The organism is Rhodococcus sp. USK13 (genome assembly GCF_018343855.1).
Classification (GTDB): domain Bacteria; phylum Actinomycetota; class Actinomycetes; order Mycobacteriales; family Mycobacteriaceae; genus Rhodococcus_F; species Rhodococcus_F oxybenzonivorans.
In genome coordinates, this window is record NZ_CP069242.1 from 2,259,649 (window position 1) to 2,281,436 (window position 21,788).

Below are 21,788 nucleotides of genomic sequence, written 5' to 3' on the forward strand. Positions count from 1 at the left end.
CGCCACAACGGCCGAGGATCGAGGCAGCGACTATGCCGCCGGACCCACGAATATGTCGTCCGCCGCTATGTGGCTGGCCTCAGGCCCGTTTGCCTGCCCGACATGTGGACCACGCGCCTGACGCCGTCCTTTGGTTCCGGCCACGCTGACACCGTCTCGACGGAGGTCGGCGATCTGGATCCGTTCGTCCTCGGACAGGTAGCGCGGGCTGATTTTGCGGACGGCGAGGCGGTCGAGCGGTGCGACGGTCTTGACCGTTTTACCGTCTCGGTAGAGCGTGTAGCCGCTGGCCCAGTTCTGGCCGGCGGCCGGTGAGGCCTCGACTTCCCGGGCGGCGGCATGGATGCCCCATCCTGGGCGCGCAGTTCCATGAACCGCCGTCGTTTGGCGGACATTGGGCGCCGCCGGGCCCTTCTTGACACGTCGAGTCGATGACAACACGACCTCGAGATTCAGGTGCGTGTTGCAACGATCGATTGAGACCACCTCGGACGAAATGCTCGCTTTTCGACCGAACGCGCCGTAGCTGGTGCCGGCCCGGGCATGCCGGCCGCGCGTGCACTGCTCTTCGCCTTCTCGTGCCGTGCGTGGGTCTTCCAGTGCGCTGGCTCGGGTTTCTTGGCCCTTGCGGTACCTGCTGGGCCGGTGGTGTTGCTCGGAGTGCGGGTGCGGGTGATGAGGCGGTGGGGGGATCGAGTCACCAGCGCGGTACCGGCGGGGCACCTGCGACGTCGGCCTCGTCCGTACTCGCTCCGGCAGGGGCCCGCTCCTGTGACATCTCTTCCGGCCCTTCCCTCTCTGGGTGGGTAGCTTACGCGTCCGAGGGGGCGAGCACGATGTCGAAACGCACGCGGGTCCAGGCGCCGTCGATGATCCGCCCATCGGGAGTGGGTGTGCCGGCGGGCTGCTGCTCGAACCTCTTGATCAGCGACTGCTTGACACCGAAGACGGAGTCGTCCCACAGAATCGGATCGCCCGCGGGGAAGATGTGGGTCACAAGCGTGCGACGGCCCTCGCGTGTGACCATGAAGTGCAGGTGCGAGGCCCGCAGTGGAGAGCGGCCGACCGCGGTGAGCAGCTGCCCGACGGGACCGTCGTCAGGGATGGGGTAAGGGGTGGGGGTAAGAGCCCAAAAACAGTAGCTGCCATCCGTATCGGAGTGCAGGTGGCCGCGGGCCGATCGTTTACCGGCGTCGTACTGGACGTCGTAGAGACCGTCCTCGTCGGCTTCCCAGACCTCGATGCGGGCGCCGGCCAGCGGGTTTCCGTCGGTGCCCGTGACGTTTCCCTCAACCCAACAGGCCTCGCCCGGGGCGCCGAAGGCGATGTCTCCGCCGCGCTCGACGCGCGGGCTGTCCTCGACGAAGAACGGCCCGAACACGGTGGCCTCGGTCGCGTCCTGATATGCCGCGTTGTTGATGTTGATCGTCTGCATGGAGGCGCCGAGAGTGTCGCTGAGCAGCACGAACTCTTGACGCACGTCATCGGTGATGTGGCCCGCCCGGGTGAGGAACTCGATCGCCGCACCCCATTCCGCCTCGGTGAGCCGCACTTCGCGGATGAACGAGTGCAGGTGCCGGACCAGCGAGACCATGACCTCTTTGAGGCGGGGATCCGGTGTGTGGTCGAAGGACTGCACCACTTTCTCCACGAGTTGGTCCTCGATGGTCCGCTGCGCGGGGGTGACGTCGCGGTAGATGTTGCCGCGGGCAGCGTCGTTGACGAAGCTGGGCATCTCGCACTTCCTTCTCTCGGGTCTCGGTCGGCTGCTCAGACCGGCTGGTCGCCGGCCCAGGCTGCATGGATCAAGGCGGTGACGCCGACTTCGGTGACGGGGGCCGGGTTGCCCGCCGGGATCGCCTCGAGAATCTTGGCCGCAGCCTCTGCGATTCCGTCCTGCGGCATGCCGTAGTCGCGCAGCGCTCGTGGCGCGTGCAACGAAGCGTATAGGTCGGCCAAGCCCGTCACGGCTGTCTTGCTGTCCAATGCAGCGGCGATCCGCTCTTCGGCCTCCGGTGCCTCGGACGCGTTGAAGGCCAACACGTGCGGGAGCACGACAGCGTGGGTTTGCGCGTGGGGCAGATTGAACATTCCGCCCAGCACGTGGCAGATCTTGTGGTGCATTCCCGACCCTGCTGAGGCAAAGGCCACTGCGGCGAGGTAGGCGCCGTACAGAGTGTGCTCGATTCCCTCGATGCTGCCCGGGTCCGTAGCCACGATGGGAAGCCCGGCGGCGAGGCCGCGGATGCCCTCCTGCGCCAGGGCGCGGTCGATCGGATCTGCGTGTGGTCCCCACATCGAGTCGATGCCGTGGGCCATGGCGTTCAGTCCGCTGGACACCGCGATGGGCCCGGGCAGCGTGGCAAGCAAGGCGGCGTCGTACACGACAGTGCGGGGGAGCACGCGGGCATCGGCACCGGTCGTCTTGGTCGTTCCCCTCGTCATCCCCCAGACGTTGGTGGCCTCCGAGCCGGCATAGGTCGTGGGTACCGCGACGATCGGCAGCCCGGTTGACAGGGCCACCGCCTTGGCCAGCCCGGTGGCCGACCCGCCCCCCAGTGACACCAGTGCGTCGGCACCAGCCGACACGGCCGCTTCTCGGGCACGCTCGGCCACCTCGACAGGCACGTGCATCACCACCTCGTCGTGATGATGCACGACCGGTGCCCGCTGGGCGATCGTGGCCGCGAGCGAGCGCTCCCGGGCGGAGGCGATCAGCATGACTCTCGTGGCGCCGATCGCCTCGAGTTCGTCGGCGACCGCAGTGGAGGCTTGGTGAGCGGCGAACATCACCCTCTGCGCGAGGGACTCGTGGGTGAACTGCATCGGCTCGGTCCGTTCTGAATTCATGCTCAGCAGGGCTCACCCATACGGATCGGTTGGTCTGCGAGTGCTCTCACTGCGCCGGGTCCGGTTCGACGAGCGAGAAGAAGACCCACCGCGAGCCCTCGGCGAGGCCCGCGAGTTGGCGGCCGCACTGCTGAAGCACTCCGGGGCCGGAGCTCATGTGCTGGGTGCCTGCGTGCATGTCGCGGAAGTAGCGCTGCAGGTCCCCCTCGCGTAAGGCGGTCGTTCCCGCCCACTTGTACACGGTCATACAGACGTCGTGCGCGGTCCACGTAGCGTTGTTGAGCGACAACCGAGTCAAACTCTCCTGATGCGTGGAGAGCGGCTCACCACGGTCGATCGTCTCCTCATTGTCAGCCCATGTCTGCATGAGAAAAGCCCGCGCACCCCGGAGTTTGGCCTCCGCTTGCGCGTACTCCGCGTAGAACTGGTCCGTCGTCGTCCCATCTCCAGCGCGCTGCGACTTCACCTTGGCCAGCTTTCGCATCTCCTCGAGCAAGCGCTTTCCCATCCCGAGCGCCCAACCCCCGTGCTGGATGCCAGACATATTCGCCAGGCCGACCTCGTAGATCGCGCCGCCGTGGAGTGGCGTCTTCGTGGTCACCTCGTAGACGTAGGCGTCCGGAACGAAGACGTCCTCGACGGTGTAGTCGTCGGAACTGGTTGCCCGAAGTCCCATCACATCCCAGTTGTCGACCATTGTGCACTCGGACTTCGGCAGCGTGAAGATGAGCGGGCGGCCCGTTTCGTCAACGGCTGCCGTGTGGATCATGTCGGCGAGCTGCGAACCGGAGGCGAAATGCCACTGGCCGCTGAGCCGGTAGCCGCCGTCGACCTTTTTCGCTTCACCGAACTTGGTTCCCTGCCCAGCCATCAACGGGTAATCGGAACCGGAGAACAGCTCCCGGGTGGCCTCGTCCCCTAGGTAGGCGGCGGTCGTCCCCGTGATCATCTGCAGGACCATGACGACCCATCCGGTTGCGGCGTCCATCTCGGTGATCCGCTCGATCACGGCGATCACCTGGCGCGGAGAAAACTCCAAGCCCCCGAACTCGGCCGGCACGCCGATGTCGAAGACGCGAGCCGATCTGAGTGCCTCGACCGTACTGGGGGCCAGTCGACCATCTGCGTCGTGCTGTGCGCCGTTCGCCCGGACCGTTTCCTCGATGGAGTCGAGCCGCGCCATCATCTCGTCGAACCGGTCGCTGACGTGCAGGCGTCCTCGCCTGTCCTGCTGCTCGGACGGAGCATGTGCCACTGCGGTCATCGACCTGCCTTTCTACCGGGTTTCCGCCGTCGTCGAACGGCCTCATGCTCGAGTCCACGGCAGAACTCGGGTCGATGGTTGGTTGTGGGCGAACGCGTCCGTCCCCGCACACTGTGATGTCCGTCTCGGGCAAGACGGCGTCACGACGGAGCCGCCGCGACGGAACGCCACGGTTCGACGACTCGCATGCAGTTCCGGGCTACGCTCGCAGAACGGTTACTCACACCCGCGGGTAAAGCAGTCCGGCTCCTCGATCACCGGTGAACTCGAAGCGCGGTACATGATCGGCTGCGCGGTGCAGCTCGAATCGGTCACTTCGGATCGGGTTGAGTATCGGCGGAAGCGGTGGGGCCGGTATCAGCGCCACCGGACCGAGCGGCAATCTGTCGTCTCAGCCACCCTCTACCGAAGATTGGGCCCGTTCGGGCCGTCCCGTCAGACGGCAACTGAACCAGACGCACACTACGTCGTTGGTAGTTCGAAAATTGCTGTGGTACAACGAATTTGGATTGCCTTCCGAGGGGCATGCATCACCTGTGGCGCGTGGTGGGCGCGAGGTCGCGGGAGTCGCTGACCATCCGACGAGTGTCCAGCAGGTTGCACTGAGAAGTTCACCGGGCAACGGTTCGTACCGGGTGCGCTGCAGCCGGTCGCGGTGGAGCCTCGTGGGCGCGGCCGGGGTTGTTCGGCCACGGCACGGTGATGCGCGATAGTGGCAGGGTTCGGACTCGGTCCGCCCGATGAAGGGGGTCTTCTGGTGTCAATGTCGCTGGCCGCGTTGGCGTACTTGACCGAAGAGGAGGGCCAGGGCACCGTCGAGCTGTTTGCGCCGCGGGTGCGATTCTGGAGTGGGGCCACAGCGACCTCGACGCGTGCCTGGACTGGTTCGCCGAACTGGTCATGACGGTGGACATCGACGACGCCGACGACGTGGTCGTCGGTTCACTCGACTTCACGGTGATCCGTCTCGGCATCGAGGATCCGATCGGGTTGTGCCTGGACCAATTCGATGGCGATCACGAGATGCTGGCCGGGTTGTTCGACGGCAATCAACTCGCCGAGCAGGTCGAGGAACAGTTCGAGACCCTGACCGTCGTCACCGAGGCGGTCCTGATCCCGAATATCGCGTTCGTCACCGAACCGTTGCGGGGCCACGATCTGGGCCTGTGGCTGGTGGCTGAGGCGATTCATCGGATGCTGCCCACCGGGATGGTGCTGATGTGGCCCTACCCGGTGCTCTGTGCGCCAACCCTGACCCGGACCCCGGCTTCGACTCAGATCCCGACGCAGACTCCGCGCAGATTACCGCGCTCGACAGTGCCCTCGGCCGGCTGGTGGACCACTTCGGGCTGTGCGACGCGCTTGCGCTCTTCTCTGGGCAGGTAGGCGTAGCTCCCGGTGGGCTAGACCCCGACGAAGTGGAATACCGATGACACAGCCCCTCGAAGGCCCGACAAGCCGCACGCCCGCCGACCTGCCCAAAGCAATGAGGCTGGCCTGGGGCTTGGAGGAGGTCGGGTCGCGCGGTCCCCGTAAGGGCCTCACGCTCGACCGGGTGCTCGACGCCGCGATCGAGGTGGCCGACGTCGAAGGTCTCGCGGGGCTGTCGATGAGCCGCGTCGCCAAGCAACTTGGGTTCACCACCATGTCGCTCTATTGGTACGTCGACAGCAAGGGACGACCTGATCGAGCTGATGGCAGACCGCGCGATCGGCGCCCCGCCCGCCGAGCTGCCGGTATCCGGTCGGTGTCGGGACCGGCTCGAGGCCTGGGCCGGGCCGAATACCGGAGCGCACGCGTCCATGCTTGGTGGGCGGAACTGTCCATCTCGGCGCCTCCGACCGGGCCGAACAACCTGTCGTGGCTCGAGGCGGGACTGCGCACCCTCGCGGACACAACATTGCCCGAGGATACGAAGGTGCAAGTGGTGCTCAATGTTTCACTGTTCGTGATTGGGCGCGCCCGGTTCGTCAACGACCTGGAGCGGTCGGCGGTGTCCACCACACCGGTCGACTATTCGCAGATGCTCCCACTCCTGCTCGACCGGGAGCGATTTCCCGCGCTGTTGTCCGCGATCGCCGCCGGAGCATTCGATCCGGGCGGGAGCGACGACGCAGATTGGCTCGAGGACGACTTCTGCTTCGGCCTCGACCGCATGCTCGATGGCATAGACCGGTTGGTGGAGCAAACCAACGCCGGATGACGCCGCCGCGGAGTGTGACCGAGGCCGGTTCCCGGGCGGAGCGCAATTTGTGGGAGCTACCCGGGCGGCATCGGCCGGAACCTCTGAACGTAGGAATTCCAATTCCAGGTGGATAGGAAGGCTTGTGCCGCTTCGTATCCGTTCCGGTGGAGAGCCTCGACGTCTTCCTGGTGAATGTCGAAGTCGAGAGCCCCCACATCGGTGGAGTCCACCCGAATTGCACGGGCACTCACCCACGGCTGGTTCAGGTACGCCTGATCGCGACCCACGAGCATGGTGCTGAGAACGCTCTCGAACAGGTGCGGTGGTCCGAGAAGGCGCAGGAGTCTGAGAGCGGGGATGACGTCATCGTTTCCGGCCGGCAGATTGGGCAGGACGGTGACCCCGAAGGTGGGCCATCGCGGCAACTGTCCGTCGGTCCGATCCAGAGAATCGATCGGGAAGTTCGAGAGCACTCCGCCGTCGACCAGCGTCGAGGTCATTCCGGCGGCACTGGTCAACGAGACAGGACGGAAGAAGAACGGGATTGCCATGGACGCCCGTACCGCGTCGGCTACGGACTGTGCGTTGGGGTCGAGGCCGTAGACCCGTTCGAAGTCCCAAGGCAGTCGCACCAGTTGCCCGGTCGTCACGTCGGTGACGGTGACCACCAGCCTGTACCGCTGGTTCGGGGGCAGGGTGTCGTCGTCGATCTGCAGATCGTGGAAGGTCGAGACACCGAGGCGCTCGAGCGTGTCCTTGATCCACTGGTGGACACGATCGCCCCGGTAGAGTCCGGTGCCCCGCAGCAGCGCCCACGATTGCCCGACGATCGGGATGTTCTCGAGGAGGCCAGGATCGAGAAACTCTCGATAGTTGAGATGGGTGAGCCTCTTCAGCTGTTCGCCGGTCACAGGTTCCCCGCTGGCGGTGACGGCCGCGAGGATGGCACCCACCACCGCGCCCGCCGAGGTACCGGACACGCGATGAATCGTGTAACCGGCATCGATGAGCGCAGAGGCGGCGCCGACCAACCCGATTCCCTTGACGCCGCCACCTGCTAGGACGAGGTCGGCTTCTTTGCTGTCCCCTGACGCGGTCACATCCATCTACCCCCTGGCCGCTTGTAGATCCGTCCCGGTCGCACCTGACGCGGACGCTGGTGACCGCGCTGGTGCCGCCGGAGTGGCAAAATTAAGCTCTGTTGCTATCGTCCTCGCTCCGTCGCCGGGGAAGGGCGGATTCGAGAGTTTCCGTACATGGCCTCCGGATCTTCCGGTCCACCAGTATCACCGGACAGGCCGACACTCACATCGTCCGGTGTCTGGCACGTCTGCAAGCGCACTCGCACAGTCGCATCATCGTGGAATCTCACCAAGACGGCAGAATCGTCCGTCTCACTTCCTGTAATCGCCTGCCGCTGAGAGCGTCCAGCCGAGCTGGTCGAGAGTCCATTGCGCCTTCGCGGGGTTGCGCAACATCGACGTACTCGTTCGGTGCCGCGGACCCGTACCCCATCAGGCGCTCAATCGCGAGTCTTCTGTTCAGTTTCCGGCCTGAGCGTGCGCTCGACGGGCCGCCTCGATGAGCGCTTCTGCGGCACTTTCGGCGCGCTTCGATTCGGTACGGCTGGTCGGCCTATCCGTGTAACCGGACCGTGTCTTCAGGTCAAGTAGCACGCTGAGGTGTTTCGCCGTGGCCGGGTCGACGGACCGGAGCAGCGTGACGGCATCCTTGTGGTCCTCGCCCTGCGCATGCTCACCCAGTCGCGCGCAGCAGATGACGTCCGAGGCTGCGATGCCCGCGTGCACCCACAGCGTCACGACCGCATCATCGACACCCTCCGGCTCGTCGGCGAAGTCGCGACCGATCTCGGCCAGGTGAAAGAACTGTTCGGCTTTTCTCAGCCGCCCGCGGCGGACTGCCTGGTCGCACGGCCGCGTCCGCCCCACTACCGATTACCTTGACGCAGCAACCGGGTGAAACCAGCCCGCGAACCGGCCACCGTCAGCCCCTCTTTCGCCACATCTCGCAAGACTGGCTCCTCCGTGCCGCGGCCGGCGATCTCACTCTGCATGAACTGGAGATCTCGCGCGTCGTTGCCGGTCCATCTGATCACCTCGGCCATCAGCTCTGCCACCTGTTCATCCCACTCCTCGTCTGCGACGGCATCCGGCCGGACAAGGAAGATGTCGATGTCGCTGTCGATCGACATCGTTCCGCGTGCAGCGGAGCCGAACACGGCGGCATACACCGGGGGAATCTCCCAGCTGGCCAACCGCGCCTCCAACCTGTGCAGGAATTCCCCTGACAAACCGGCGAGACCGATGACATGAGGGAAGGCCAAGTGCTCACGATTGAGCTGATACACGAACGCGTTACCCACCCTGGAAGACAGTACGGTGCCCTGCTTGCTCAATCGTTGCAACACCTTTCGTATCCCCTCTTCCGAATGGCGCGGCAGCACCCGGTGCAGCTGGCCGGTCGTGAAAGTCGCCTCGGACGCGGCTGCCAGCGCAGCGAGCACATCACCGTCGAGCGTGGGCGTCACTGTCTGTAGCGGGCGGCTCAGATCCATAGTTCCGTTTCCCTAACGACTCGCGCGAACGTACTATTGTACGTCTACCCGTACTATAGTACGGGATTCCCCGGGGTGGAATGTTGGTGTCACTCGTCGAACCACGCACTCCGCAGAGCGAGATCGAGCGCGACCGCTCTAGAGATCAGACGGGCGAACCTATTAGGCATCTATCCGCCACTCACGAGCAGTACGCGTTCTGTCCGCTTTGCGCCGTAAATCGGCCGTCGACGAAGATCGCCGGGGCCCGGGGCATGTCAGGTTAGCGTCAAAAACGTTGTGTACGACTTCGGGTGCCTCGATTTCAGGTGTTGGCGGATGAGCAATGAGACGTGATAGCGGAGTCATGGCCGTGTCATCCAACGATCGCGGCCTGGTCGACTTAGGCTCAGATGATGGTGCGCGCAGCCGACTTCATCAAGCAGGTGGTCTCCTCGACGCTCTACCGCCCGGACGGGGCAGTGGAAACGACCCGAGATCCGGCGGTCTGGACCCTGGCTCACCGCGGATACAGCGGGTCTGGTCGCCTCGACGTGTGGGCCTACCGAACACAGGCCGACGCACTTCGAGCGGGTGCCGTCCTGGCGATGGAAGCCGGTATGGACGAAGACCCTCAATGTGCAGAACTGTTTGCGGCAGGCCGCTGGTCGGAAGTGATGGAGCGGTATGAAGAGCTGAGCCCAGAAGGTCATCTGTTGCGAGTTCAGGCCGCGTTCCTGCAAGTGGACGACGGTAAAATTGATAACGGCTGACCACCAGAACCCGCGCATCCTGAGGGTACGACCGTGATCATTGGTCTGCGCCCGCAGCCGCAAGGCCAGGATCGCCGTAGCCCTCGACGGAGAACTCCTAGACGCCCTCCTTGGCTGGCTCGGTTCCACCCGGCAAGACTGGTGTACCTGGCAGCCACACGCTTCCTCCGGCACCACACCGACATCGAGACCCGGATGCTCGACGAGATGTAGCGAGCCCCCGATAACCGGCAGAAACTGATCTCCAGATATGCCCGTCGCGAGCGTAGGCGCCGAACAGGCCACGGCGATGGGGCTTGACTGCGAGGATGGTGCGTGGGTCGGGGCCCGCACCACCGGAGGATTCCATGTCTCGGTTTCTGCGGCTGACTCTGACCGCGTCCACGGTGGCCGCCGCCTTGTCCCTGACCGCGGCGCCCGCACATGCAGCACGCACCACCTGTTCCGAGTGGATGCGCACTGCAGTACTTCGTGATCGGTGCCATGTCTAAGTGTGATCCCGGGACTGTGAACACTCATCAGGTGGATTTACATTGCCGGCTACTCGGTCCGTTCCCCTCTATGCACTTGTCGCACCGTGAAGTTCGCTCTGGCTGATGTGATCCGCCTGATCCTCGGCCTGGCCCCGCGCAATCCCACAGCACGTCGTCGACGGTCCCCAGCTCGCGAGATGCAGGGCCGCCTTCGTGTCGCATCGATTGTGGTCAGTGGGCTGGAGTGGTGCGATTCGTGTCGAGAACTCTTCGTGTCTGGGTGACGAGTCGGTCGAGCCACGCATCGGTGCCGACCGCCCGGCGGAGGGGTTCGTTGGGCAGTTCGACGCTCACGGGGAGGTCGGGGGGCAGTGTCGACCAGATGTCGGTGAGGTTGATGCCCCCGGTGCCGGGCACGAGCCGTTCCTCCCGCGCGTGGCGGACGAGTTCGGCGTCGTTGGTCGGTGCAGGCACCGAACCGTCGCACATCTGCGCGTAATGCAGCCACTCGCGTGGGATCGCCGCCAGGTCGCCGAGGGTCGTCGTAGAACGGGCGGCATGCAGAGCGTCGATCAGTACGCTTCGCGCCGGCCCATCGGCCTGCGACACGATCTCGACCGCGGTGGTCGCGTCGGGCACAGCCGTCCACGGCATGAACTCGAGGCTCGCGACGATGCCGTACTGCCCGCACAGTTCCGCCAGCCGGGCATAGGAGTCGGTGAGCCGGGCCCGGTCGCGGTCGTCGCCGCCGACGAGCACGGCCTTCGCGCCGAGGCGTGCGCCCGCCTCGAGCAGCGGAACGTACGACTTCGGGTCGAAATCGACTCCCAGTCGGACGATTTCGAGATCGAACACCTCGATCGGCGAATCGTCGAGGCGACGGATCAGTGCATCGAGGGCGGCGTCGTCCTCGTGCAGCGGGTAGGCGGTGGTGCCGGGCGCGGCGGGCAGCAGCCGGATCCCGATGGTGTCGAAGCCGTGCTTCTCCGCGAGGTCCACCTGCTGCAGCGGCGCGGTGTCGAGCACGGTGAGTGCGGCGAGTCCGAGTGGGGCGGTCATCGCAGATCTCCTGTCGGCGAGGCGAGGTGGCGACCGGTGAGGTAGCCGAAGGTCATGGCTGGGCCGAGGTTGATACCGCCGGACGGGTAGTGGCCCCCCATGACGCTGGACTGGTCGACCCCGACGGCGAACAGCCCGTCGATCGGCTGGTCTTCGTCGTTCAGTACCCGGGACATGCTGTCGGTGACCAGACCGGCGAACGTACCGAAGCTGCCGGGCACCACCTTGACCGCGTAGAACGGGCCTTCTTCGAGCGGTGCGAGGGAGGGGTTGGGCCACGGGTTGTCGGGGTCGCCGGAGCCGACGGTGAAGGGTGTGGTGCCGCGGCCGAACTCGGGGTCGACGCCGTCGCGGGCGCCCTCGTTGAACGCTGCGACCGTCTTCTCCAGGCCGTCGGGGTCGACGCCGATCTTCTCGGCCAGTTCGCGCACCGTGCGGCCGCGGGTGAGGTAGCCGGATTTCAGGTACGGCCACGTCGGGATCGGCAGCGGCTTGGCCATGCCGAGCGGGAAGTACCGCAGGTACCGCTGGTCGGCGATCAACCAGGAGCAGACCTCGTCGCCGTCGGGGACCTGTTCGACCATCGCGAGGGTGTAGTCGTGGTAGCCGAGGGCCTCGTTGACGAAGCGGCGGCCGTCGGCGAGAACGCCGATGACGCCTGGCTTTCCGCGGTCGAGGATGTGTGGGAACACACCCTCTTTGCCGTTGCGGTACCGGATGATCGACACCGGGCAGTACGCCACCGGGGACGCGACCGAGCGGTCGAGTCGGCCGCCGACCGATTCGCCGAGGGTGATGCCGTCGCCGGTGGTCGTGGGCGGGGTGAGGGTCCAGTGTTCACGGCCCGTGGGTGTGCGGGGAAAAAGTTCGCGGCGCCGGTCGACGTCGCGACTGAAGCCGCCTGTCGCGAGGACGACTCCGTGGCGGGCGGACACGGAGTAGGCCCCATCCGGGCCCTCCAGCCGGACACCGGTGACGGTGCCCGCGGAGTCGGTGGTCAGCGCGGTGGCCGCCGTGCTCACGCGGATCTCGACGCCGGCGTCGAGCGCGGACCGCAGTAGCCGGCCGACGAGCGCGGTGCCGTTGACCAGTTGCTGGCCGCGGCGTGTCGTGGCGAGGTCGAGCAGGTGCGTGGACACCCTGCGGGCGCAGTGCGCGAACGCCTTCGCCGAGCGGGTCGAGTGCAGGAAGGCCTGGAGGTCCGGACCGGCCATGATGCCCATGCCGAGGAATGACGTCTCGTAGAGCTGGCGACGCAGGAGCGCCGCGACGTCGGGGCCGAGTTTCCGGAGGCTCACCGGCTTCGGCCCGACGGAGCGGTGCCCCGTGCCTGCACCCGGTGTGTCGCCGTGGATGTCGGCGATCTTCGCGCCCGGAACGAACTGCAGCGCCGTCTTCTTCTCGAAGAACTCCACCATCTCCGGTGCGCCGTCGAGCAGGGCGTCGACCTTGGCGGCGTCGAAGTTCTCACCGAGTCGGTGCTCGAGATAGGTGCGCGGCAGCGAGCTGTCCTCGTTCACGCCGTCCGCGTGCGCGAACAGGTTCCGCGGCGTCCACATCCAGCCGCCGGACCATGCCGTCGCGCCGCCGCACGTGTCCGCCTTCTCGACGACGAGGACGGAGGCGCCCCCGTCGGCTGCGGCGACGGCGGCGGACAGACCGCCCGCTCCGGAGCCGATGACGACGACGTCATAGGTGGCGATGGTGTGTTCGGGGGTCATAGCGTCTCCTGAGCGGATGTCGTTGCGAAAGTCGGTGCGGGCGTGAGGTCGACGACCCGGCCGGTGCGTGAAGACTCGTAGATTGCCGCGATGATCGCCAGCGAGGCGCGCGCGTCACGTCCGGTGACGGCAGGGTCGCGACCGGTCAGGACGGCGTCCGCGAAGTCCTGCACCTGGAGTGTGTGGAAGTCCGCGAGCCCGGCATTGACTTCGGTGACGTCGAGATTGGCGCGGACGTCGGGGGTGAACGGGGCGCGGAACTCCACTTCGCCGGGGACCGTCCAGATCTCGTTGACTCCCTCCCTGCCCTCCGGGAACTCGAGGACGCTCGCAATCGCACCGGTCTGCCCGATCACGGTGACCCGGTTGCCGAGGTTGTGGTTGGCGCCGGTGGTCGCGGTGACGGTAGCCGTGCCGCCCGACGCGAACGAGACGACGGCGGACGCGCTGTCCTCGGTCTCGATGTGGTCGCCGTGTGTGTGGGTGCGGATGGAGCCGCTCACCGAGACGGCCTCACCCATGAACCACTGGAGCAGGTCGATCTGATGCACGGCCTGTGTCATGAGGACACCACCGCCGTCGGTGTCCCACCGTCCGCGCCACTCGTCGGCGGAGTAGTAGGACGACGGGCGGCGCAGAAGCACCGACGCCTCACCCAGCACCGGAATACCGATGCGGCCGTCGTCGATGGCCGTCCTGATACGCCTCGCGGCAGGCCAGAACCGGCGCTGAAACAGCACCCCGAACGTGATGCCCGCGCGGTCGGCGGCCGCGATCATCCGGTCGGCCGCGGCGACGTCGACCGCGACCGGCTTCTCGCACAGCACGTGGATCCCGGCCTCGGCAGCCGCGACGACCACCTCCTCGTGCACCGGATGCGGGGTGCAGACGGTGCACGCATCGAGGCCGAGGTCGGTCAACTCCTCCACCGAATCGACGGCCCGCGCGATGCCGTGCGCGGATGCGAACTCGCGGGCGCGGTCGACGTCGTTGTCGCAGCAGCCGACCAGCTCGACGCCGGGTACCTGCTGCAAGGCCCGGGCGTGGTTGCCGGCAATCTTGCCGCAGCCGACGATGCCGATACGTAGGGCCATCAGTAGTGCTCCTCGGTTTCGACGTCCCGGGCCGCGGACTCGCCGCGGTCGAGACGGTTCAGGGCGGCCACGTCGTCGGCGGTGAGCCGCACGCCGAGGGCGGCCAGGTTCTCGGCCTGGCGCGCACGATTCGCGGATCTCGCGATCGGCACGACACCCTGCGCGAAGTGCCAGGCCAGGACCACCTGTGCGGGGGTGCCGTCGAGACGCCGGGCGATGTCGGTGACCACAGGTGAGTCGAGCGCCTCGCCGCGGCCCAGCGGGCTCCACGACTGCGTGAACACGCCGAGTTCGTCGTTCACGCGCCGGACGGGTAGCCGGGCGAGCGACGGGTCCATCTGGATCTGGTTGACTGCCGGCGCTTCCCCGGTCTCGGTGACGACGCGTCGCAGGTGCGTCTCCAGGAAATTGGAGACGCCGACGTAGCGGACGAGGCCGGCGTCGCGGCACGCGAGCATCGCCTCGAACGCCGCCACGTACCTGTCGTGGCGTGGCAGCGGCCAGTGGATGAGGAACAGGTCGAGCCGATCGAGTCCCAGGTTCTTCAGGCTGCGCTCGACCGCGCCGCGGATGTCGCCCGACACGTGATCGCTCCCACGCAGTTTCGTGGTGACGAACAGTTCCTCGCGGGGCAGACCGCACTCCGCGAGCGCCACACCCACTGCCTCCTCGTTGTCGTAGATCGTGGCGGTGTCGACGAGCCGGTAGCCGGCCTCGATGCCGGACAGCACGGCCCGGGTGGCGTCCGGGCCGGTCAGTGGCCAGGTCCCGAGACCGAGGGGCGGGATGTCCATCATGCGCTGACCTCCTCGCGAGCTTCGGCGGCCGCGGTGATCTTCGTGGCGACGTCGGCTGCGGTGACGAGAGCGGCGTGGATGGAGCCGCCGTCGCCACTCGCGTCACCGACCGTGTGAACGCCGAGTCGCGGTGCCAGCGCCCGCACTGCGGCGAGCAGGTCGGTGCGCGGCTCGACGCCGTGCGAGATCAGCAGTTCGCCGGGAGCGTCCACCACCCGTTCGTCTCCGGCGGTCGAGATCACCACCCGGTCTTTCTCGATCCGCGTCACGATCGACGACAGGTGGGTGGTGAGGTTCGCACTCTCCGCGAGCCGCGGCAGCAGCACGATCTTTCCACGCCGGCCGACGTCGTGGGCGATCGTCTCCTGCGGGCCGATCATGACCACTTTCGTGCCGTGCTGGAGCAGGTCGTCGGCGACCGCGGCCGCTTCCCGGTCGGCGCCGAAGATCGTGATCGCCGCGGGTGCGGGGTCTCCGGATTGCAGGAACTCGCGGACGTCGCGGATCCTCCGGGTGTCGGCCCCGGGGACGTCGACCTCGGGTCCGCGGCCGCCCGTCGCGAGCACGACGGCGTCGAAGTCCAGGCCGGCCAGTGCGGCGGCATCGACCCGGGTGCCGGTGTGGCAGGTGATGTCGAGGTCGGCGATCTCGGCGACGTACCAGTCGACGATCCGTGAGTACTCGGGGTACTCGTGCAGTCGCGAGGCCAACGCGAAATCTCCACCGAGACTGCCGCGTTCGTCGTAAAGGTCGACACGGTGCCCGGCGAGCGCGAGGTCGCGGGCGGCCGCCATCCCAGACGGCCCGCCGCCGACGACGGCGACACGCACCGCCGCGGCCGCCGGTTTCGCCGGCTCCTCGAGTTCTCGGCCCACCCACGGATTGACCGAGCACGGAACGGGTCCGGCGGCGAGGCTGTCGATGCAGTAGTTGCAGGCGATGCAGGGCCGGTACCGGCCCCCGTCCAGGGCGCGGTTCGGGAAGTCCGGGTCGGCGTGCAGAGTGCGGGCCATGCTGACGAAGTCGGCCTGCCCGGCTTCGATGATCTGCGCCGCGACCTCGGGTGAGCTGATCCGGCCTGCGACTCCGACGGGGAGGTTGAAGTCCCGCGTGTACTGCTCGGAGAACGGGGCGAGGAGCCCGCGCGGCCACTCGCCGGGTTGGATGATCCACTGCCCGGATTCGTAGTTGCCGGCGGAGACGTCGAGGAAGTCGAGCCGGTCGGTGTCGATCGCGTCGATCCGGGCGCGAGTCGTCTCCGCGTCGAGACCGCCGTCGACGGCCTCGAACGCCGAGAACCGCAGTCCGAGAGCGATACCCGGCGCCATCGCTCGCACGGCGTCGATTACCTTGTTGACGAACAGTGCCGGATCGGCCCACTCGTCGTCGCGGTGGTTGTACGCCGGCGAGAGAAACTGGTGGATGAGGTAGCCGTGGCCGCCGTGCAGCGAGATCACGTCGACCCCGGCCTGTTGACAGCGCGCGGCGGCCTCGCCGAAGCATTCGATGATGTGCAAGATGTCGTCGCCGTCGAGTTGCTCGGGCATTTCGCCGCCGACCACCGCGCACGGGATCGGTGACGGTGCGACGGGGACGAATCCGCTGACGGAACCCTGCGCGGTGCGGCCGCCGTGATTGAGTTCGACGCCGACGAGCGCGCCCTGCGCATGGATCGCCTCGGCCATCTTCGCGATGCCCGGGATGCGCTCGTCGACGTCCACACCCATCTGCCGGATACGGCCCTTGCCGTCGGCCCGCACGTAGCTGGCCTCGGTGAAGACGAGAGCTGCGCCGCCCGCCGCACGGCGCTCGAGGTACGCGATGTACTCGTCGGTCATGGTGCCGTCGACCTCGCAGTAGTTGCGCTCCATCGGCGCCGACACGAAGCGGTTGCGGAGTCGCACGTTACCCAGGTCGAGTGGTGCGGCGAACGGACGCGCGGTCATCGGGACTCCTCGAGAACGGTCGGGGCGCACTGATCGGTGAGTAGTTCGCCGAGGTGACGTCGCATGCGGTCGGGGTCGGGCGTGATGCCGGTGAGGAGGGCGAACGTGTCGGCCGCCTGAGCGACGAGCATCTGACCGCCGTCGAGCACATCACAGCCGAGAGCGGTTGCTGCCGCGACGAGTTCGGTTTGCAGCGGGCGGTAGACGATGTCGGCGACCCACAATCCGGGATGGAGCGCGTCGGTGTCGAACGGCGTTCCAGGATGTCCGACCATGCCGATCGGGGAAGCGTTGACGACGCCGTCGCAGTGTTCCAGGTTCGCTTCTATCGCGTCGAGGGAAATGGCCGTGACCCGCGTCTGCGGGAAGCCCGCCGCGAGGCGCGCGCAGACATTCGCCGCACGGGCCGGGTCGAGGTCGGCGACCTGCAGGTCCGTCACTCCGGCGGCGGCGAGCGCGTAGGCGACGGCCGAACCGGCACCGCCCGCACCGGCGAGGACGACGCGGCCGAGCCTGGCCTCGGGCAGTCCCCGGCGCAGCGCCGCGAGGAATCCGCTGTGGTCGGTGTTGTGACCGATCAACCGCCCGTCACGAACGACGACGGTGTTGACGGCACCGAGAAGTCGCGCGTTGCCGGACAATTCGTCGAGGGAGTCGACGACCACCTGCTTGCACGGATGGGTGACGTTGAGTCCGGTGCAACCCGCTGCGACGGCCTGGCGCAGCGCCTCGCCGGAACGGTCGACGGGAATGCCCTCCGCCGCGACGTCGATCAGGTCGTAGCGGTAGTCGGTCAGGCCGACGGCGGCGGCCTCGTGTTCGTGCAGCGCCGGCGACAGGGACGTGGCGATCCCTGCCCCGACGAGGCGGATCCGGTGCCGGGTGGATAGGGGGTGCATGAAAATCTCCTGCAGTGGTGAAGGTCCGGTCAGGCGTCGGTGCGGACGAGCGCCTGGTGCCGCGTGCCGGCCGTTGTCGTACCGGGTTCGCCGAGCTGCTCGGTGGGTGTGCGGTACGTCTCGGGACCGGTGAGCGCGGCGACCGACGACAGCAGCGCGAAGCCCAGGCACATCCAGGCGACTGGGGCCCAGTTCGCGGTGTCACCCGCCGACAGCCACTGCGCGATGGCCGGGGTGAAGCCGGCGACCAATAGTCCCAGCATGAGACTTACGGCCATTCCGGTGTACCGGACCTTGGCGGGGAACTGCTCGGGGAAGTACGCGGGGTACACGCCGTTGGGCATTGCGTAGAACAGGCCGATCAGAACGATGCCGGCCGCGAACACCATTGGCGCGCTGCCCGTTCCGATCGCGTGAAAGAACACGAACACCATGCCCGCGGCACCGACGGCGCCCGTCACGAACACCGGTTTGCGGCCGATCCGGTCGGCGAGCATTCCGAACAGCGGCTGGGTGAGGACCGCGACGAAGTTGGCGACGGCGATGGCCCACAGCATCGTGGAGCGTTCGAGCCCGGCGACCTGCACCGCATACGCCAACGCGAAGACGTTGACGATGGTGTTGATCATCGCAAACGTTGCGCTGAGGCTGATGCGGATCACGGTGCGCCAGTGTGAGCGGAACATCTCGACCACGGGAATGCCCGCCGTATCGTCGTGTTCCTTCAACTCTTCGAAGACCTCCGGTTCGTCGAGCTTGCGACGCAGCCAAACCGCTACACCCGTCACGACGATGCTGAGGAGGAAGGGCACACGCCAGCCCCACGAGTAGAGCGCGTCATCCGGCAGCGCGGCCACGGGAATGAACACCAGGCTCGAGATCACGATGCCGAACATGATGCCGCTCATGGTGAACGAGGTGTAGAACGAACGACGGTTGTCCGGCGCGTGCTCGAGAGTCAACGCGGAGGATCCCGGCGATTCGCCGCCTGCCGACAGGCCCTGCAGCAATCGCAGAAACACCAGGATGATGGGTGCGGCGATGCCGATCTGGTCGTATGTGGGCAGGCAGCCGACGACCACTGTCGCGATACCCATGAGCAGGAGGCACGCCAGCAGCGAATTCTTGCGCCCGTATCGATCCCCGAGATGTCCCCACAGCACTGCGCCGAGCGGACGCGCGATATATGCGACACCGAGCGTGCCGATCGACAGCAGGGTCGCCGTGGCTCCTCCGCCCGGGAAGAAGATCCGCGGGAAGACCAGCGCGGCCGCGGACCCGTAGATGAAGAAGTCGTAGTACTCCAGCGTGCTGCCGAGGAACCCCGAGACGGCGGCCCGGCGGGCGTTCTCGTTCGGTTGTCCCCCGGTGTCACGAGTAGACGTGCTTGCCATGGTGTTCCTTTCGTCCCAGGGGTCCGGTGCGCCGTGAAGCGCTTCTTCGGGGGTGATCCACCTCACACGAAGTTTCGGACCGTGACGAGCGTGTCATGGCGGACTATGCGCAGTCCAGCGCAAAAAAAGTCTTAGATATAGATCGAAAATGTCCTAATCGGGGGTGGGGAGAATGTCCTCCGACACCGCGAGGGCCACCCGGAGCGCGTCGGATACCCGACGCGGTGACCAGGCCAGTCCGTGGTTCATGTAGATCGGCTCGCCGGTGAGCGGCACGAACACCGTGCCCGGGGGCGTGAGCGCTGCAATGCCCGACGTCATGAGCGCCACGCCGACACCCGTCGCCACCAGCATCAGGATCATGTACGGGTCGGTGATCTCCTGCACCACGCGGGGACGGAATCCCGCATCGACACAGGCTCGCATCGCGACCTCCTGCAACGCCGAGCCGGCCGACAGCGGTGTCGTGACGAACCCGTCCTCGGCCAGGTCGCGCAAGTTGATCTCCGACTCCGACGCGAGCGGGTGGTCCGCCGGGAGCACCGCCCCGAATGGCTCGCGGCGGATCAATCGGGTCGACACCGAGGCAGTCTCGACGGGAAGTCCGACGAACGCGAGATCGAGTGCGCCACTATCTAGTTGAGAGAGAGCTTCACGAGTCATGATGCGCCCGACGAGGGTGAGTTCGATGTCGGGATAGCGCTGCCGGAGCGCGCGGGTGAGCGGGGGCAGGGACAGGTGATTGAGCACGCCCGTGAAGCCGATCTTGATCCGGCCGTACACGCCCCCGGCGGATGCTCGGGTGGCTTGCCGCGCGATGTCGACACTCTCGAGAATGCGGTAGGCGTGCGGCAGAAACGCATGGCCGGCCGACGTCAGCGCGACACTGCGGGTGCTTCGCTCGAATAGCGGCACGCCGATGTCCTTCTCGAGTTTGCGCACCGTCTGACTCAGCGGCGACTGGGCCATCTGGAGTCGCGCGGCAGCCCTGCCGAAATGCAGTTCTTCGGCGACGGCGACGAACGCCTGCAGCCAGCGAATCTCCATCGGTTTCCCTTCGACGAGTTGGACAAGAGTGGTCCAGGCCATATATTCCAATTCATACACAGTGCGTAACCAATCATTCTGATTTCGCACATAGAAAAAGACTAATGCGCACACAGTCGCGAGGAGAAACCCATGGCCACCTATCCCGAGGGCGCGACTGCGCTCGTCACCGGCGGCGCGAGCGGAATCGGCGCGGCGTGCGCGAAACGCCTCGCCGGCGCCGGGGTTCGCGTCGTCACCGCCGACGTCGCAGCCGGGGCCGACGAGCGCCTCGACGTCACCGACGCCGACGCCGTCGAGAAGCTCGCCGCCCGGCTCGGCCGCGTCGACATCCTCGTCAACAGCGCCGGTGTCGTGGGACCGTCCGCCCCTCTGGTCGACGTCGACCTCGAGGACTGGCGCCGCACGTTCCGCATCAACGTCGACGGGACGTTCCTCCTCTGCCGCGCATTCGTGCCGGCCATGGCCGACGCCGGCTGGGGACGGGTGGTGAATCTGGCGAGCATCGCCGCGAAGGATGGTAATCCCACCCAGAGCGCCTACTCGGCGTCGAAGGCAGCCGTGATCGTGCTGACGAAATCACTCGGCAAGGAGGTCGCGCAAACCGGTGTCCTGGCTAACGTGGTGGCACCCGCGGCGGTGGAGAGCCCGATGAATGCCGGCACCGACCCGGCAATTCTCGCGCGGTCGCGGAGCCTGACCCCCATGGCCCGGATGGGACGGCCCGAGGAGATCGCCGAACTCGTCGCATGGCTGTGCTCGGAAGCGCTCAGCTTCTCGACCGGCGCCGTCTACGACGCCAGCGGTGGCCGGGCGTCGAACTGAGGGGATGCTTGCAGGGTCGTGCGGACCGTCTTGATCGCATACTTGCCCACAGAAAACAGCTTGCCTTCTCTGAGGATTCGAGATCTGCCGTCGACCCGCATCGCCGCCTTCCCGGCGCTACGTGGGAGGCGAAGCCGACCATGCACCGACCCGTCCGCTGAGGGCGGGCAGCCCGTACCACCCAGTCCGCGGGTGTTGGAGTCCCTGGTGACGGAAAGCATCAGCGCGAGCGCAACCCTCGCCGCGGGCGGTGTCTACGACGATCATTTCTACCGGCCCACCGTGCTCGCACAGACACCGTTGACTGCCCCTGCATTCCAAGACGAGGTCTTCGGCCCGCCCGGCGGCCCCAGCGGCCGCGTGCACCTCGGTCGAGGTAGTCGTGGCGATCGCCAACAGCTCCGATTACGGACTGTCATTGAGCATCCTGACAGCCGATGCCATGAAAGGTCTCGAACTCGCGCAGCGGATCTCGGCCGGATTGGTGCACATCAACGACCAGACCGTCGGTGACGAGGCAGTCGTCCCGTTCGGCGGAGTGGTCCTCCGGTAAATGGCGGTCGGGTCGGCGGCATCGGCGCCAATCTCGATGCTCTCACCGAAACACAGTGGGTCACCGCGCAAAGCACGATGCCGGTGTAGCCCGTCTGACGAACCCAGCGGGGACTGTCCGGTAATTGGTTGATCTGAGTGGAGGTACTGGCTACAGCCTTGGCTGCAGTGTCCAGGTACGGAATCGCTCTGACCAGGCCTTTTGGTGGAGCCGATGACGGGAATCGAACCCGCGTATTCAGCTTGGGAAGCTGATGTTCTGCCATTGAACTACATCGGCGCGCATGATATTGGGCGCCCGTAGGCAGGCCCAACACCCTGCGGGGCAAACATTAGCAGATGATGTCGGTCTCGC

The 21,788-nt window shown here is 66.6% G+C and carries 20 protein-coding genes and 1 tRNA gene; 5 read left to right on the top strand and 16 right to left on the bottom strand.

The window, feature by feature from the left end:
* Nucleotides 1-30 precede the first annotated feature (30 nt).
* The 4 genes from JQT59_RS13085 to JQT59_RS13100 form a co-directional block, all read right to left on the bottom strand.
* Nucleotides 31-441 carry a hypothetical protein gene (locus JQT59_RS13085; RefSeq protein WP_213576492.1) on the bottom strand — a complete coding sequence of 137 codons (411 nt, stop codon included), beginning with the start codon at nt 439-441 and terminating at the stop codon, nt 31-33.
* A gap of 370 nt (nt 442-811) precedes the next feature.
* The gene (locus JQT59_RS13090) at nt 812-1,735 is read right to left on the bottom strand and encodes a hydroxyquinol 1,2-dioxygenase (protein WP_213576493.1); all 924 of its coding nucleotides are present in this window, start codon (nt 1,733-1,735) and stop codon (nt 812-814) included.
* 35 nt (nt 1,736-1,770) lie between these two features.
* Complete coding sequence (locus JQT59_RS13095) at nt 1,771-2,850, bottom strand: maleylacetate reductase (RefSeq protein WP_249354379.1); 1,080 nt, start codon at nt 2,848-2,850, stop codon at nt 1,771-1,773.
* Between the two features lie 46 nt (nt 2,851-2,896).
* Nucleotides 2,897-4,114, bottom strand: a complete 1,218-nt coding sequence (locus JQT59_RS13100) for an acyl-CoA dehydrogenase family protein (RefSeq protein WP_213576494.1) — start codon at nt 4,112-4,114, stop codon at nt 2,897-2,899.
* A 900-nt stretch (nt 4,115-5,014) separates the two neighbouring features.
* On the opposite strand from JQT59_RS13100, the gene JQT59_RS13105 reads away from it, so the two are divergent.
* Both JQT59_RS13105 and JQT59_RS13110 read left to right on the top strand, forming a co-directional pair.
* On the top strand, nt 5,015-5,500 hold the full coding sequence (locus JQT59_RS13105; protein WP_213576495.1) for a hypothetical protein: 486 nt from the start codon (nt 5,015-5,017) through the stop codon (nt 5,498-5,500).
* A 43-nt stretch (nt 5,501-5,543) separates the two neighbouring features.
* Nucleotides 5,544-6,317, top strand: coding sequence for a TetR/AcrR family transcriptional regulator (locus JQT59_RS13110; RefSeq protein WP_349307017.1), 774 nt, complete (start codon nt 5,544-5,546; stop codon nt 6,315-6,317).
* A 56-nt stretch (nt 6,318-6,373) separates the two neighbouring features.
* Here JQT59_RS13110 and JQT59_RS13115 read toward each other — a convergent pair whose 3' ends face one another.
* The 3 genes from JQT59_RS13115 to JQT59_RS13125 form a co-directional block, all read right to left on the bottom strand.
* Nucleotides 6,374-7,405, bottom strand: coding sequence for a patatin-like phospholipase family protein (locus JQT59_RS13115; RefSeq protein ID WP_213576496.1), 1,032 nt, complete (start codon nt 7,403-7,405; stop codon nt 6,374-6,376).
* A 435-nt stretch (nt 7,406-7,840) separates the two neighbouring features.
* Nucleotides 7,841-8,248, bottom strand: a complete 408-nt coding sequence (locus JQT59_RS13120; protein ID WP_213576497.1) for a hypothetical protein — start codon at nt 8,246-8,248, stop codon at nt 7,841-7,843.
* On the bottom strand, nt 8,248-8,874 hold the full coding sequence (locus tag JQT59_RS13125; RefSeq protein ID WP_213576498.1) for a nucleotidyltransferase domain-containing protein: 627 nt from the start codon (nt 8,872-8,874) through the stop codon (nt 8,248-8,250). The genes JQT59_RS13120 and JQT59_RS13125 overlap by 1 nt, the downstream gene beginning before the upstream one ends.
* Before the next feature lie 392 nt (nt 8,875-9,266).
* On the opposite strand from JQT59_RS13125, the gene JQT59_RS13130 reads away from it, so the two are divergent.
* Nucleotides 9,267-9,626, top strand: a complete 360-nt coding sequence (locus tag JQT59_RS13130) for a hypothetical protein (protein ID WP_213576499.1) — start codon at nt 9,267-9,269, stop codon at nt 9,624-9,626.
* A 704-nt stretch (nt 9,627-10,330) separates the two neighbouring features.
* Here the strand turns inward: JQT59_RS13130 and JQT59_RS13135 are convergent.
* The 8 genes from JQT59_RS13135 to JQT59_RS13170 form a co-directional block, all read right to left on the bottom strand.
* The gene (locus JQT59_RS13135) at nt 10,331-11,158 is read right to left on the bottom strand and encodes a sugar phosphate isomerase/epimerase family protein (RefSeq protein ID WP_213576500.1); all 828 of its coding nucleotides are present in this window, start codon (nt 11,156-11,158) and stop codon (nt 10,331-10,333) included.
* Nucleotides 11,155-12,879, bottom strand: a complete 1,725-nt coding sequence (locus JQT59_RS13140) for an FAD-dependent oxidoreductase (RefSeq protein ID WP_213576501.1) — start codon at nt 12,877-12,879, stop codon at nt 11,155-11,157. Before JQT59_RS13140 ends, JQT59_RS13135 begins: the two co-directional genes overlap by 4 nt.
* Entirely contained in the window at nt 12,876-13,973 is a 1,098-nt protein-coding gene (locus JQT59_RS13145) for a Gfo/Idh/MocA family protein (RefSeq protein ID WP_213576502.1), read from the bottom strand. Before JQT59_RS13145 ends, JQT59_RS13140 begins: the two co-directional genes overlap by 4 nt.
* The gene (locus JQT59_RS13150) at nt 13,973-14,770 is read right to left on the bottom strand and encodes an aldo/keto reductase (protein ID WP_213576503.1); all 798 of its coding nucleotides are present in this window, start codon (nt 14,768-14,770) and stop codon (nt 13,973-13,975) included. The genes JQT59_RS13145 and JQT59_RS13150 overlap by 1 nt, the downstream gene beginning before the upstream one ends.
* A complete protein-coding gene (locus JQT59_RS13155; protein WP_213576504.1) occupies nt 14,767-16,716 on the bottom strand; it encodes an oxidoreductase in 1,950 nt (649 codons plus the stop codon). Before JQT59_RS13155 ends, JQT59_RS13150 begins: the two co-directional genes overlap by 4 nt.
* Nucleotides 16,713-17,615: a shikimate dehydrogenase gene (locus tag JQT59_RS13160; RefSeq protein ID WP_213576505.1), complete on the bottom strand. Its 903-nt coding sequence runs from the start codon at nt 17,613-17,615 to the stop codon at nt 16,713-16,715. The genes JQT59_RS13155 and JQT59_RS13160 overlap by 4 nt, the downstream gene beginning before the upstream one ends.
* A 29-nt stretch (nt 17,616-17,644) precedes the next feature.
* Nucleotides 17,645-19,009, bottom strand: a complete 1,365-nt coding sequence (locus JQT59_RS13165) for an MFS transporter (protein WP_213576506.1) — start codon at nt 19,007-19,009, stop codon at nt 17,645-17,647.
* A 153-nt stretch (nt 19,010-19,162) separates the two neighbouring features.
* Entirely contained in the window at nt 19,163-20,056 is an 894-nt protein-coding gene (locus JQT59_RS13170; protein ID WP_213576507.1) for a LysR family transcriptional regulator, read from the bottom strand.
* A gap of 132 nt (nt 20,057-20,188) precedes the next feature.
* Between JQT59_RS13170 and JQT59_RS13175 the strand changes: the two genes are divergently transcribed.
* Complete coding sequence (locus JQT59_RS13175) at nt 20,189-20,881, top strand: SDR family NAD(P)-dependent oxidoreductase (RefSeq protein ID WP_213576508.1); 693 nt, start codon at nt 20,189-20,191, stop codon at nt 20,879-20,881.
* Between the two features lie 382 nt (nt 20,882-21,263).
* Nucleotides 21,264-21,434 (top strand): aldehyde dehydrogenase family protein, encoded by a 171-nt coding sequence (locus JQT59_RS38010; protein WP_349307018.1) that lies wholly within the window; start codon nt 21,264-21,266, stop codon nt 21,432-21,434.
* Nucleotides 21,435-21,639: 205 nt separating this feature from the next.
* Here the strand turns inward: JQT59_RS38010 and JQT59_RS13185 are convergent.
* Nucleotides 21,640-21,713, bottom strand: a tRNA-Gly gene (locus tag JQT59_RS13185).
* Nucleotides 21,714-21,788: the final 75 nt, after the last annotated feature.

Bases quoted from the DNA above. Each gene is read 5' to 3' on its own strand.
- JQT59_RS13155 (WP_213576504.1), bottom strand. From the start codon at position 16,716: ATGACCGCGCGTCCGTTCGCCGCACCACTCGACCTGGGTAACGTGCGA.
- JQT59_RS13100 (WP_213576494.1), bottom strand. From the start codon at position 4,114: ATGACCGCAGTGGCACATGCTCCGTCCGAGCAGCAGGACAGGCGAGGA.
- JQT59_RS13170 (WP_213576507.1), bottom strand. From the start codon at position 20,056: ATGGAGATTCGCTGGCTGCAGGCGTTCGTCGCCGTCGCCGAAGAACTG.
- JQT59_RS13160 (WP_213576505.1), bottom strand. From the start codon at position 17,615: ATGCACCCCCTATCCACCCGGCACCGGATCCGCCTCGTCGGGGCAGGG.
- JQT59_RS13145 (WP_213576502.1), bottom strand. From the start codon at position 13,973: ATGGCCCTACGTATCGGCATCGTCGGCTGCGGCAAGATTGCCGGCAAC.
- JQT59_RS13125 (WP_213576498.1), bottom strand. From the start codon at position 8,874: ATGGATCTGAGCCGCCCGCTACAGACAGTGACGCCCACGCTCGACGGT.
- JQT59_RS13150 (WP_213576503.1), bottom strand. From the start codon at position 14,770: ATGATGGACATCCCGCCCCTCGGTCTCGGGACCTGGCCACTGACCGGC.
- JQT59_RS13130 (WP_213576499.1), top strand. From the start codon at position 9,267: ATGATGGTGCGCGCAGCCGACTTCATCAAGCAGGTGGTCTCCTCGACG.
- JQT59_RS13090 (WP_213576493.1), bottom strand. From the start codon at position 1,735: ATGCCCAGCTTCGTCAACGACGCTGCCCGCGGCAACATCTACCGCGAC.
- JQT59_RS13110 (WP_349307017.1), top strand. From the start codon at position 5,544: ATGACACAGCCCCTCGAAGGCCCGACAAGCCGCACGCCCGCCGACCTG.
- JQT59_RS13175 (WP_213576508.1), top strand. From the start codon at position 20,189: ATGGCCACCTATCCCGAGGGCGCGACTGCGCTCGTCACCGGCGGCGCG.
- JQT59_RS13105 (WP_213576495.1), top strand. From the start codon at position 5,015: ATGACGGTGGACATCGACGACGCCGACGACGTGGTCGTCGGTTCACTC.
- JQT59_RS13140 (WP_213576501.1), bottom strand. From the start codon at position 12,879: ATGACCCCCGAACACACCATCGCCACCTATGACGTCGTCGTCATCGGC.
- JQT59_RS13115 (WP_213576496.1), bottom strand. From the start codon at position 7,405: ATGGATGTGACCGCGTCAGGGGACAGCAAAGAAGCCGACCTCGTCCTA.
- JQT59_RS13165 (WP_213576506.1), bottom strand. From the start codon at position 19,009: ATGGCAAGCACGTCTACTCGTGACACCGGGGGACAACCGAACGAGAAC.
- JQT59_RS13095 (WP_249354379.1), bottom strand. From the start codon at position 2,850: ATGAATTCAGAACGGACCGAGCCGATGCAGTTCACCCACGAGTCCCTC.
- JQT59_RS13135 (WP_213576500.1), bottom strand. From the start codon at position 11,158: ATGACCGCCCCACTCGGACTCGCCGCACTCACCGTGCTCGACACCGCG.